Origin of the sequence: Halocynthiibacter sp. SDUM655004 (assembly GCF_026015885.1) — a bacterium.
In the GTDB taxonomy this organism is placed as follows: Bacteria; Pseudomonadota; Alphaproteobacteria; order Rhodobacterales; family Rhodobacteraceae; genus Falsihalocynthiibacter; species Falsihalocynthiibacter halioticoli.
The window spans coordinates 1,498,463-1,510,628 of sequence record NZ_JAPDUG010000001.1; the positions used below are offsets into that span (position 1 = coordinate 1,498,463).

Below are 12,166 nucleotides of genomic sequence, written 5' to 3' on the forward strand. Positions count from 1 at the left end.
ATTTGCTGCATTGGCACATCCCCATCAGCCAACTAAAGCATTGAAACAGCACAGGTTTTTGCCCAAACCTGTGCTGTTTTTCATTTTTAGGGACTTGAGTAGCTGCGATTTCATGCAACACGAGAACGCGTGTCCTGCGCCCTACCCGTTCGCGCAACTTAAGATAGTTTGATGAAATTCACTGCGAAGCTTTTGCCTAAGGCGATTCGGTATCAAAGTACCCCAAAACACATTGGACAAAGAAAAACGCCGCGCCGAATGACCGGCACGACGCTTTTTCTAGAAAATCAGAAAACCTTAGGCTTTAGCGGTTTTCATGACTTCAGCAGCGAAATCTTCTTCGGCTTTTTCGATACCTTCACCAACGGCGAGGCGAACAAAACCAACGATCTCCGCACCCGCGTCTTTAGCCGCTTGGCCAACAGTGACGTCAGGGTTGATGACGAAGTCCTGACCCAGAAGCGTAACTTCTGCGAGGAACTTTTTCATGCGGCCAACGATCATCTTTTCGATAACCTGCTCCGGCTTGCCGGACTCACGGGCGATCTCGATCTGAACGTTACGCTCTTTTTCAACAACAGCTGGGTCCAGCGACTCTTCGGAAAGCGCCTGTGGGTTCGCAGCGGCAACGTGCATTGCGATTTGTTTACCGAGAGCTTCGTCGCCACCTTTCAGCGCAACGAGAACACCGATGTTGCCCATGCCGTCAGCGGCAGCATTGTGAACATAAGACGCAACAACATCGCCTTCGATATCGGCCATGCGGCGTACAGTCATGTTCTCACCGATTGTCGCAACTTTGTCGGTCACGATGTCAGCAACAGACTTGCCATCGATTTCAGCTTTGAGAAGCTCTTCAACAGAGGCAACGTTGTGCGCAGCTTCTGCGATGTTGCCAACCATTGTTTGGAATTCAGCGTTCTTCGCAACGAAGTCTGTTTCGGAGTTAACTTCAACAGCAACACCTTTGCCGTCTTTTACGGAAACAGCAACGAGGCCTTCAGCAGCCGTACGACCGGATTTTTTGGCGGCCTTTGCAAGACCCTTTGTGCGCAGCCAATCAACGGCGGCTTCCATGTCACCGGCGCTCTCTGTCAGCGCTTTTTTTGCATCCATCATGCCTGCGCCTGTTGAATCGCGCAGCTCTTTTACCATTGCAGCAGTGATCGCCATATCGGCTCTCCTCATCAATAATCTTGTAAGTGGTCGGGCGCGCGGAGTTACCCACGCGCCCTGAGATCAGATACCTGTCGATCCGGGCTTAAGCCTCGGCAACAGCTTCCTCAACAGGCGCTTCTTCCATCTCGCCGAGGTCAACACCAGCTGCACCGAGCTGGGCTGTCATACCGTCGAGAGCTGCGCGAGCAACGAGGTCTGTGTAGAGTGCGATCGCGCGGGACGCGTCGTCGTTGCCTGGGATGACATAGTCAACACCGTCAGGCGAGCAGTTTGTATCAACAACCGCAACAACAGGAATGCCAAGCTTGTTAGCTTCAGCGATAGCAAGCTGCTCTTTGTTTACGTCGATGACGAACAGAAGATCAGGAACACCGCCCATTTCGCGGATACCGCCAAGGCTGGCTTGCAGTTTCTCTTGCTGACGCTCCATGCCGAGGCGCTCTTTCTTAGTCAGGCCTTCTGCGCCTGTCTCGAGCTTCTCGTCATAGGACTTCAGGCGGTTGATCGAGTTGGAAACGGTTTTCCAGTTCGTCAGTGTGCCGCCGAGCCAACGGTGGTTCATGTAATATTGCGCGGATTTCTCTGCAGCTTCAGCGATAGGCTTTTGTGCCTGACGCTTTGTGCCAACGAAAAGAACGCGGCCACCTTTAGCAGTTGTATCACGAACAACTTGAAGCGCCTGGTCCAGCATTGGAACAGTTTGCGTCAGGTCGAGAATATGGATGCCGTTACGCGAACCATAGATGTACGGAGCCATCCGTGGGTTCCAGCGGGGAGTTTGGTGACCAAAGTGAACGCCAGCTTCAAGAAGCTGCCGCATGGTAAAATCAGGAAGCGCCATGCTTTATATCCTTTCCGGTTTATCCTGAGCGAAACCATTGAGGGCATATGCCCAACCGGTGGACCTAGCGGGATGTCTCCCCGTTTGGCCCTAGCTTCGCCTGTGAAGTGCCGCGCGTGTACATGAGGTTTTAGGGCTTGGCAAGCACATCCCGCAGGAAAACCGCGCAATCGCGCAAATTCATGCTATCCCAACAGAGTTCGCGCCATTTTGCGCCTTAGTTTGGAGTCGCTATGCTATTTCCCGAGTTTGTTCAAAACTTCCCTGATCTTGATGTGCCGTTTTCCACAGATGTGGTGACCTGCAAGGCAATCCGCTCGGATGCAGGGCTGGTTGTGTTCTTTACCTTTCACGAAGATTTCACACTGCCAATGCACGCGCACAAGGGGCAATGGGGCACCATCATTAAGGGTGAAGCAACCTTAACAATTGGCGAAGACACCAAAACTTACCGCCCGGGTGACACATATAACATTCCAAGCGGTGTATCCCACGGTGGCGAAATCAAGGCCGGCACCGAGGCTATTGATGTATTCGAGGAGCCGGACCGCTATCCCATTCGCGGCTAGTGCTATCGCGGCACATCCGGAGCAGAGCCGTTTTCCGGCCCGTCCAGATCCGCGAGCCACGAGATTAAAGGCATATGCGCCTTGGTCAGCGCCATGAACTGCGCAATCGTCTCGTCGCCATCTTTGATCCATGTGCCATAAGGTACATCATCAAAGGTGCGCGCGACGATTGCCTTATGCTTGAGAAACTCGGCTTCTGGCCCATACGTGGCCAATCCACGAGGTACCCGCGCGAGGCTTGGTGGCTCTAGTTTGCTTCCCGCGTCGGCGGCGGCTGCAAGCGCCGCTTCAAGGTTTTGTCGCGCGTCATCATCACAAACCGCTTTGCGATAACGCGCCAAGACAACGGGCACCATGCCGAAATACCCTGCACCAAACCCGAGCCCATTGCCTTTTAATACGAAATGCATCCCCGCAGAGCGGTTCGGGTGATCTCCGGCCCAAAAGACCAAATGCATGTGCGGGTGATAGGGTGTTTTGTCCTTTGAAAAACGTATATCCCGATTGATCCGCCGCAGTGATCCATTGACCTTGGGAATGGCCTGCAGTGGCGGCTGAAGCGCAGCCATCTTTGGAGAAATAGCTGCGATGAAGTCCTGCGCTGCTTGTTTGAAGTGAAACTCGTAGGTTTTACGGTTGGCGTCGAACCAATCTTTAGAGTTGTTCTGCTCCAGCTCGCGCAAGAACTCAAAAAGCTCCGGAGAAAACCCGCTGAACACAATCCGTTCCTTTCAATTCCCAAAAATCTCAGCCGACTTTACGCCAGCCGCAACGTAAATTGCGACGAAAAACACAGAGAAACAGCACCTCTCCTGACAAACGCATGTAAATTCGCTTGCTCCCTCCGCTTCAAATCGCGACAAAGCCCTATGACACAAGAAACCGCTCCCCTGCCCCAAATCCTCGCCATTGGCAGCGTCCTCTGGGATGTGATCGGCCGCGCGAACCACTCGATGCGTGTTGGCTCTGATGTACCGGGCCGCATCACGCGTTTGCCCGGCGGAGTTGCGATGAACATCGCCATGACGCTAACACGTTTCGGCGAAACGCCAGCCGTGCTTACGGCGGTTGGTCGGGATGCCGAGGGCGAAGAGCTTTTGGCCGCCGCCCGTAGCCTCGGGATCAACACCGATTTCGTCTATCATTCCGCTGACCTGCCAACAGACCGCTATATGGCTGTTGAAGGCGCGAACGGCCTCATCGCCGCGATTGCCGACGCCCATAGTCTTGAAGCTGCTGGAGACAAAATCCTGCGCCCGCTCAGAGATGGCCGCCTCGGCAGTGCTTCGACGCCGTATAACGGCACAATCGCATTGGACGGCAACCTCACGCGAAGCCTGCTTGAGGAAATCTCTGCCGATCCGCTCTTTGCTGCCGCTGATTTACGCGTTGCGCCAGCCAGCCCGGGCAAGGCCGAACGCCTTTTGCCGCTGCTGAACCATGCTCACGCCACGCTTTATGTGAACCTTGAGGAAGCCGGCCTGCTTTGCCATCGCGAGTTTGACAGCGCCGAAACGGCAGCCCGCACGCTTTGCGAACGCGGTGCGGCTCGCGCGCTGGTTACCGATGGAGGCAATCTCGCCGCCGATGCCACAGCAGACACCGTTCATACCGCCACACCACCGCAAGTCCTTGTGACGCGCGTTACCGGTGCGGGCGATACCTTCATGGCGGCCCATATGGTGCAGGAATTGCGCAAGTCACCACGACCAGACGCCCTAACCGCCGCACTAAAAGCCGCTGCACTCTATGTTTCAGGAGAAACCGCCCAATGACCCTCCCCCTCGCCTTCTCTCCCGAAGTCGCCAAAGCCCGCGATGCTGGCACACCAATCGTCGCTCTGGAAAGCACGATCATCACCCACGGCATGCCTTATCCGCAAAATGTCGAAACCGCAGAGATGGTCGAAGCAACCATTCGCGAAAACGGCGCAACACCGGCCACAATCGCCGTAATGAACGGGCGCATCCACATCGGCTTAACAGCGGATGAGCTTCAGGAGTTGGCCCAAGCCAAAGACGTTGCCAAAGTTAGCCGCGCCGATATGGCCGTGGTATTGGCCCGTGGCGGCTATGGTGCAACAACCGTTGCAGCGACGATGATCGCAGCGCATCTTGCGGGCATCACCGTTTTCGCGACAGGCGGCATCGGCGGCGTTCACAAAGGAGCGGAAGAGAGCTTCGACATTTCCGCCGACCTCCGCGAACTCTCCGAAACTGCCGTGACTGTCGTGGCGGCGGGCGCGAAGGCCATCCTTGACCTGCCGAAAACCTTCGAGGTTTTGGAAACACTCGGCGTGCCCGTCATTGCCTATGGCCAAGATACGCTCCCTGCCTTCTGGTCGCGCACATCCGATATGGCCGCGCCTCTGCGTATGGATACAGCCGCAGAAATCGCCCGCGCCCAGATCACCCGCACCGCGATTGGCCTCAAGGGCGGACAACTCGTTGCCAACCCCATTCCGGCAAATGACGAAATCCCCGCGGATGTTTTGGCTCCCGTGATTGCGCAAGCCTTGGAAGAGGCCGACGCGCAAGGCATTGCCGCAAAGGGCGTCACGCCCTTCCTGCTTCAGCGGATTTTCGAACTGACGGAAGGTCGTTCGCTTACGGCAAATATCGCACTAGTGCTTAATAACGCACGTTTGGCGGCTGAAATCGCTTGCGAAATGCGCAAACAGGCAAAATAAACCAAAGGACTGCCACGCCCACATTGTAGCGGCCCACCAAAGCCCCTACTTTGTAACCAACTCGGGAAGACCAATGCACAACCTTCAGGATGATCTTAACCCAAAGCCCAAGCGGCGCGGGTTCTTTGCCGGACTACGGGCAAACTTCCTAACAGGGATTGTTGTGATTGCGCCCATTGCGGTGACGCTCTGGTTGATCTGGACTGTTGTCGGGTGGATCGACGGTTGGGTTCTTCCCTTTGTTCCGATGGAGTACCGCCCGAAGCAATACATCGGGATTGATCTTCGCGGTGTCGGGCTCATCATATTCCTGATTTTCGCGGTTCTGGTTGGCTGGCTGGCCAAGGGGTTGATCGGGCGCACATTCATCCATTGGGCCGAAAATCTGGTCGATCGCACACCTGTTGTGAGATCGATCTATAACGGTCTGAAACAAATCGCGGAGACCGTGTTTGCCCAGACGGATCAAAGCTTTGATCGAGCCTGTCTGATCGAATATCCGCGCAAAGGTATTTGGGCCATCGGCTTTATCTCGACCGACGCCAAGGGCGAAATCAACAGCCGCATTCTGAATGATCAGAAGATCGTCTCGGTGTTCTTGCCCACCACGCCAAACCCAACTTCCGGCTTTTTGCTCTTTGTACCGCAAGTGGACGTGATCGAACTCGAGATGTCGGTCGAGGACGCCGCAAAACTGGTTATTTCGGCGGGGCTTGTCTATCCAAGCAAAAAAGACGCCGAGAAAGCCGTGAAAGAGCATTCTCTCATCGCGCCGACTATTGCCGGAAGCGATGACGATGAGACAACAAAAAAGGACGCCTAAGCGCGCCCTTTTCTTCAAATCTCAAAGTTAATCAGTATAAAGAAGCGCCGCGCGATCAAAGCGCCGTCCATCCACCGTCAACACTTATGGTTGTGCCAGTAATCTGCGCGGCTGCGTCACTACACAGGAATACTGCGGTGCCGCCGAGCTGTTCTACCGTCGCGAATTCACGGCTAGGCTGACGCTCGAGCATCACCTCGCGCACGACGGTATCGCGGTCCATGTTATGCGCTGCCATCTGATCTGGTATCTGTGCTTCAATGAGTGGCGTCAAAACATATCCTGGGCAAATTGCGTTACAGGTAATCGGCTCCTCTGCGGTCTCCAGTGCAGTGGTTTTGGTAAACCCGACCACACCGTGCTTTGCCGCGACATAAGCACCTTTGAAAGGCGAGGCCGTCAATCCATGCGCAGAAGCAATATTCACCACACGCCCCCAGCCCGCTTCACGCATCGTCGGCAAAGCTGCTGCTGTTGTGTGAAATACCGAACTTAGATTAATCGCGATAATCGCGTCCCACTTTTCAATCGGGAATTTGTCAATCGCCTCGACATGCTGAATGCCGGCGTTGTTCACCAGAATATCGCAGCGCCCTGCCTTCTCGATCAACGCGCGGCAATCTGTGGCGCTTGACATATCCGCCGCGATATAGCGTGCGTTCACGCCGTGATCTTCCGCAATCTTAGCCGCGATCGCATGGTCCTCGTCGCGGTCAGTGAAAGAGTTAAGAACAACATCCGCTCCCGACCGCGCCAACTCGATCGCAACACCAAGGCCAATGCCCGAGTTTGATCCGGTGATAACGGCGGTTTTTCCAGCAAGCGACATGGGCGGCTCCTCGGTGTGTGAAATACGATAACGCAGAGGTTTTCTGCATCTGCACAATGCACAGCAACGAAAACTTCGGCAACGGGAAATTTGAAGCGGAGATCAAGGCAGAGCATTTGAGAGGAATTGCTATACTGCCGGACAAAAAAAACGCCAGCACGAAGCTGGCGTTAAGTTATTGAGGCAGGTTTCATACAGGCAAGAAACCTATCGAGCAGTAACCTCTTTATACGCAAATCCTCGCCACCTTCCAAGCTAAAAGTTTGAAAAACCTAGAAAGCATGCGTAGGCTGAGCCTCATATAAAAAAGGGCAGAGAGGGATTGTTGCCATAATGAGACTAGATTTATTCCAAACAGCAGGTCGGTTCATGGGGGCGATTTCGCTGGTTTTTGCCACGGGATTCGCAAATGCAGAGCCAAAGCATGGCATCTCTATGTATGGAGAACCCGCACTACCACATGATTTTGTGTCTCTGCCCTATGTGAACGCTAACGCTCCCAAAGGCGGAAAAATCGTTCTGGGCGAAGGCGGAAGCTTTGACAGCCTCAATCCGCATATCGCGAAATCACGCGTTCCGTGGATGCTTCGGTTTTATGCTTACGAGAGCTTGATGGCGCGCTCTTGGGACGAGCCTTTCACGCTTTATGGCCTCCTCGCCGAATCGGTGGAGACCTCGGAAGAGCGCGATTGGGTTCAATTCACCCTTCGGCCCGAAGCACGATTCGCCGACGGAAGCCCCGTCACGGTCGAGGATGTGATCTGGTCATACGAGACTCTCGGCACGGCTGGTGTTGGCCATCCTCGGTATCTTGGCGCGTGGTCCAAGGTCGAAAAAGCCGAAGCCATAGATGAGCGCACAGTCCGCTTTACCTTCAAGGAACCGGACCGCGAACTTGCCCTGATCATGGGCATGCGTCCAATCCTGAAGAAAGCGCAGTGGGACGGCAAAGAATTCAATCAAGGCGGCTTTGACATCATCCCGATCACAACCGCCCCCTATCAGGTCGGTGACTTTGAACCGGGTAAATATGTCTCGCTGGTACGGAACCCTGATTACTGGGGCAAAGACCTTCCTGTGAATAAGGGCCGCGCCAACCTCGATGAAATCCGAATGGAGTTTTATCTCGACGGGTCAGTGATGTTTGAAGCGTTCAAGGCTGGTATCCTCACCAGCTTCCGCGAAACCAATGCCGCGAAGTGGGAAGAAAACTATGACTTCCCCGCCATCACCTCCGGCAAATTCGTGAAATCCGAAATCGCCCATCAACGCCCAACTGGCATTACCGGCTTTGTGATGAACACGCGCCGCGACCAATTCAAAGACTGGCGCGTTCGCGAGGCACTGATCACGCTGTTCAACTTCGAGGCGATCAACGATACGGTGTCTGGCGGCACCCTTCCCCGCATCACCTCCTATTTTGATAACTCCCCTTTGGGCATGAAAGATGGTCCTGCCGAGGGCAAAGTAGCCGAGTTGCTTGAACCCTACGCTGATGATCTCCTGCCCGGCACGATCGAGGGCTACACCCTGCCCGTTTCGGACGGCAGCCTTGCCAACCGCAAGAACGTTCGAACAGCTCTGGGATTGTTCAAAGAAGCCGGTTGGGAAATCAAAGACGGTAAAATGCAAAATGCCGCCGGAGAACCATTCCAATTCGAGATTGTCATAAACGCTGGCGACAAATCCAATGAGCGGATTGGCAACCTCTATGTCGAGGCCTTACAACCGCTCGGCATTGACGCCACCCTAAGCCGTGTGGATTCCGCCGAGCTCAAGGAGCGCACACAGATCTATGATTTCGACATGGCCTATTACCGCCGCGGTCTGTCGCTCTCGCCGGGCAACGAACAGTATAATTACTGGGGTAGCGAAGGTGTCGAGGCACCAGGATCGCGCAACTGGATGGGCATGGATGTTCCAGCCGCCGAAGCGATGATTGACGCGATGCTCAACGCGCCGAGCCAGGATGATTTTGTCGCAGCCGTTCGCGCGCTTGATCGGATCCTGACATCTGGCCGATATGTCATACCCTTCAGCTATTCCAACATCGCCCGTATTGCTCACGACAGTCGTTTGAAATATCCAGAGCACGTGCCGATTTACGGCGATTGGATCATGTACCAACCAGACGTCTGGTGGATGGAGGAATAAAGATGAAAATTGCTGCTGTTTGCGCCGCGTTGCTGGCACTTTCCGCTTGTGCAACTGTTGATGGGATTGGCCAAGATATCTCGTCAGGCGCGCGTGCGGTTGACGCCGCCCTCTAGGGCCGCAGCCTTATAACAGCACCTCTATAGGTGAAGAAGAAAACAAATGGCGCTCCGGTTTCGGGGCGCCTTTTTTCTGGAAAATACTGTTAAAACCGTGTCAGGTCAGCGATGTCACCCAGAGGATCATCGCGTCCTCCGCCGATGTCGACACAACATTATGCCCCATCGACGCGTCGTAATAGGCACTGTCCCCGCGACGCAACTCTACGGGTTCATAAAACTCTGTATAAAGCTGCACCACGCCGGTCAGCACATAGAGGAATTCTTCGCCGTCATGGCGCACCCAGCCATTGAACTCGCTCACGTCCCGCGCGCGCACGGTGGCGCGATACGGCAGCATCTGTTTCTTGGTCAGCGCACCAGCAAGCAACTCATGTTCATAAGTCGCGGTGGCATGTGCTTCCCCCTCACCAAACTTTGTCACGGCGATACGGCCGTTCACTTGCGCTTTGCTCGGCGCGGTGAACAATTGCGGCACCGAAATCTCCAAACCCTCGGCCAGCTTCTTTAGCGCCTCATAGGTGGGAGACATTTGCCCGTTCTCAATTTTAGACAAAGTCGAGCGCGCAAGCCCCGCCTGTTTCGCGGCCTGTTCCAGAGTCCAGTTTCGTGATTTGCGCAGGTCGCGCACGCGTTCGCCGAGGTTCAGCGGCTCTACATGGGTTTCCGCGCCGCTTTCACGGGCAATGCGGATTATGCTGGTCTGTTTTTCGCTCATGCCGTCCCTCTCTTGCCCTTCCTATAGAGTGGTCACGCCATGCGAGCAAGATACACACGTGCAAACACGCGTAGACACAGACCAGAACACTCAGGCACTCACGGCGAATTTACACGCAATGCACAGCGACTTCGGCCAATCCGCGTTTACTTTAGCGTCAAAGCTCTGTTAGGGGTTGCCCAACCCCGCGCAGACCGACTGCGCAAGAATTCATACCCGAGGAGCCTGTTATGGTCCGTCTTGATATCATCTCCGACCCGATCTGCCCGTGGTGCTATATCGGCAAAGCCAACCTCGACAAAGCACTTGAGGCCAATCCAGACCATCCGTTCACAATAGAGTGGCACCCGTTCCAGCTTAACCCTGACATGCCCGAAGGCGGTATGGATCGTCGCGAATATCTTGAAACGAAATTCGGTGGCAAAGAAGGCGCGCTGACCGCGTATGCACCCGTTGTCGAGGCCGCCGAGGCCGCAGGGCTTGAGATCAACCTCGACCTGATCAAAACCACTCCCAGCACGATCAACGCCCACCGCCTAATCCATTGGGCCGGGCTTGAAGGCAAACAGACACCTGTGGTTTCCGCTCTATTTGGCGCGTATTTCGTCGACGGACGCGATATTAGCGACATAGATGTATTGGCCGATATTGCCGATGGTGTTGGAATGGACGCAGCTGTTGTGCGCCGTTTGCTTGAGGGCGATCAGGATATCGAAGACATCCGCGAACGTGACGCCCACAGCCGCAAGATGGGCGTATCAGGCGTTCCCTGCTTTATCGTTGCCCAGCAACACGCCGTTCCCGGTGCGCAACCCCCTGAAACTTGGGCAAAAGTTATCTCGGAAATCAACGAGCAACTCACTGCCGAAGCCGAAGCCAGCACCAAGAACTAAGCCGCTTTTTGCCAACACGAGAATTTTTTCGTGGGGCTCTGGACAATCAGCGCCAAACCGGCACATTGGGCGGCGGACACTTTCCGTCCGCTATGAAAGCTCCTGACATGCCGACTAAACGTCTCCCGCAATGGGAATTCGTCTGCCTTATTGCTATGCTTTTCGCGATGATCGCCTTCTCGATTGACGCGATGTTGCCTGGTCTGCCCACCATGGGCCAAGACCTGACACCCGAAGCGCCAAACCGTATCATGTTTGTGGTGATTATCTTTGTAATCGGCATGGGAATAGGCACATTCCTGACGGGCGCGTTAAGTGATGCATTCGGGCGGCGGCCAGTGATCCTTGGCGGCATCGGGATATATTTTGCCGGCTCGATCATAGCATATTTTTCCGCGTCTCTCGAAGTGCTGCTTCTGGCGCGCTTGCTTCAGGGCTTCGGCGTTGCGGGGCCGCGCGTCGCGACACTCGCGCTGGTACGTGACCAATTCGAAGGCCCGCAAATGGCAAAAATCATGTCGATTGCCATGACGGTCTTTATGCTGGTCCCTGCTGTTGCGCCGCTTGTCGGCCAGTTCGTGATTGAGGGGCTGGGGTGGCGCTCGCTCTTTGCGGTGTTCGCACTATTTGCGCTTACAGTCGGGACATGGATGGCCCTGCGCCAGCCGGAAACACTCACACCTGAAAACACGCGCAAACTCGGGTTTGGCACATATTTCAGCGCCATCAAAGAGATGATGAGCAACCGGATCGTGGTCATTTCTATGGCTGTGCAAACGCTGGTGATGGGCTTTCTGTTTTCCTGTATCTCTTCGGTGCAACCGATTTTCGAGATGACCTATGACAAAGCCGAAAGCTTCCCGCGCTGGTTCTTCCTGATTGCGCTCATCAGCTCGACCTCAAACGTATTGAACGCAAAATTCGTTGTGCATTTGGGGATGCGCAAAATGATCATGCGCGCCCTTCTCGCGCAATTGGCGTTCACGTCCGTCGTGTTGTTTATCGTGTTTACTGCAACACTGCCTTTCTGGCTCTACTTCCTTTGGACGGCGTCTTGCTTCCTTATCCTCGGCTTCCTGATGGGCAACCTCACAACCCTCGCGCTCGAGCCAATGGGCCACATCGCGGGGATCACCTCGTCGATTGTCGCGGGTGTTTCCACCGTCGCGGCCGGGTTTATTGGTATCCCCGCAACACAGATGTTTGACGGCACGCCGCGCGCGCTTGCGGTCACGGTCTTCTGCTGTGTGATCACCAGCGTGGCGCTGATGATTTATCTCGGGCCCCGCCCCGTGGATGATCCGTTGGGAACACAACTCAAGCCCAGAAAACAGGCCTAAGTTAGGAGACCA

General features: G+C 54.9%; 13 protein-coding genes. 8 read left to right on the forward strand and 5 right to left on the reverse strand.

Features of this window, described 5'->3' with window-relative positions; all coding sequences use genetic code 11:
• Positions 1–297: 297 nt before the first annotated feature.
• Both tsf and rpsB read right to left on the reverse strand, forming a co-directional pair.
• Complete coding sequence (gene tsf, locus N9C89_RS07345; RefSeq protein ID WP_263953179.1) at positions 298–1,173, reverse strand: translation elongation factor Ts; 876 nt, start codon at positions 1,171–1,173, stop codon at positions 298–300.
• 88 nt (positions 1,174–1,261) lie between these two features.
• A complete protein-coding gene (gene rpsB, locus N9C89_RS07350; RefSeq protein ID WP_263953180.1) occupies positions 1,262–2,020 on the reverse strand; it encodes a 30S ribosomal protein S2 in 759 nt (252 codons plus the stop codon).
• Between the two features lie 233 nt (positions 2,021–2,253).
• Here rpsB and N9C89_RS07355 point away from each other — a divergent pair, with 233 nt between their 5' ends.
• Positions 2,254–2,589 (forward strand): cupin domain-containing protein, encoded by a 336-nt coding sequence (locus tag N9C89_RS07355; RefSeq protein WP_263953181.1) that lies wholly within the window; start codon positions 2,254–2,256, stop codon positions 2,587–2,589.
• Positions 2,590–2,591: 2 nt separating this feature from the next.
• On the opposite strand, the gene N9C89_RS07360 is transcribed toward N9C89_RS07355, so the two are convergent.
• Complete coding sequence (locus N9C89_RS07360; RefSeq protein ID WP_263953182.1) at positions 2,592–3,308, reverse strand: DUF2461 domain-containing protein; 717 nt, start codon at positions 3,306–3,308, stop codon at positions 2,592–2,594.
• Between the two features lie 150 nt (positions 3,309–3,458).
• Here N9C89_RS07360 and N9C89_RS07365 point away from each other — a divergent pair, with 150 nt between their 5' ends.
• The 3 genes from N9C89_RS07365 to N9C89_RS07375 all read left to right on the forward strand — a co-directional run bounded on the left by N9C89_RS07365 (position 3,459) and on the right by N9C89_RS07375 (position 6,101).
• On the forward strand, positions 3,459–4,364 hold the full coding sequence (locus tag N9C89_RS07365) for a PfkB family carbohydrate kinase (protein ID WP_263953183.1): 906 nt from the start codon (positions 3,459–3,461) through the stop codon (positions 4,362–4,364).
• A complete protein-coding gene (locus tag N9C89_RS07370; RefSeq protein WP_263953184.1) occupies positions 4,361–5,278 on the forward strand; it encodes a pseudouridine-5'-phosphate glycosidase in 918 nt (305 codons plus the stop codon). The genes N9C89_RS07365 and N9C89_RS07370 overlap by 4 nt, the downstream gene beginning before the upstream one ends.
• A gap of 73 nt (positions 5,279–5,351) precedes the next feature.
• A complete protein-coding gene (locus N9C89_RS07375) occupies positions 5,352–6,101 on the forward strand; it encodes a DUF502 domain-containing protein (RefSeq protein ID WP_263953185.1) in 750 nt (249 codons plus the stop codon).
• A 55-nt stretch (positions 6,102–6,156) separates the two neighbouring features.
• Here N9C89_RS07375 and N9C89_RS07380 read toward each other — a convergent pair whose 3' ends face one another.
• Positions 6,157–6,930 carry a 3-hydroxybutyrate dehydrogenase gene (locus N9C89_RS07380; RefSeq protein ID WP_263953186.1) on the reverse strand — a complete coding sequence of 258 codons (774 nt, stop codon included), beginning with the start codon at positions 6,928–6,930 and terminating at the stop codon, positions 6,157–6,159.
• A gap of 333 nt (positions 6,931–7,263) precedes the next feature.
• Here N9C89_RS07380 and N9C89_RS07385 point away from each other — a divergent pair, with 333 nt between their 5' ends.
• The gene (locus N9C89_RS07385) at positions 7,264–9,084 is read left to right on the forward strand and encodes an extracellular solute-binding protein (protein ID WP_263953187.1); all 1,821 of its coding nucleotides are present in this window, start codon (positions 7,264–7,266) and stop codon (positions 9,082–9,084) included.
• Positions 9,085–9,086: 2 nt separating this feature from the next.
• Positions 9,087–9,200, forward strand: coding sequence for an entericidin EcnA/B family protein (locus tag N9C89_RS07390; protein ID WP_263953188.1), 114 nt, complete (start codon positions 9,087–9,089; stop codon positions 9,198–9,200).
• Positions 9,201–9,300: 100 nt separating this feature from the next.
• On the opposite strand, the gene N9C89_RS07395 is transcribed toward N9C89_RS07390, so the two are convergent.
• Positions 9,301–9,921 carry a helix-turn-helix domain-containing protein gene (locus N9C89_RS07395; protein WP_263953189.1) on the reverse strand — a complete coding sequence of 207 codons (621 nt, stop codon included), beginning with the start codon at positions 9,919–9,921 and terminating at the stop codon, positions 9,301–9,303.
• A gap of 230 nt (positions 9,922–10,151) precedes the next feature.
• Between N9C89_RS07395 and N9C89_RS07400 the strand changes: the two genes are divergently transcribed.
• The gene (locus N9C89_RS07400; RefSeq protein ID WP_263953190.1) at positions 10,152–10,814 is read left to right on the forward strand and encodes a DsbA family oxidoreductase; all 663 of its coding nucleotides are present in this window, start codon (positions 10,152–10,154) and stop codon (positions 10,812–10,814) included.
• A 107-nt stretch (positions 10,815–10,921) separates the two neighbouring features.
• Positions 10,922–12,154 (forward strand): multidrug effflux MFS transporter, encoded by a 1,233-nt coding sequence (locus N9C89_RS07405; RefSeq protein WP_263953191.1) that lies wholly within the window; start codon positions 10,922–10,924, stop codon positions 12,152–12,154.
• Positions 12,155–12,166: the final 12 nt, after the last annotated feature.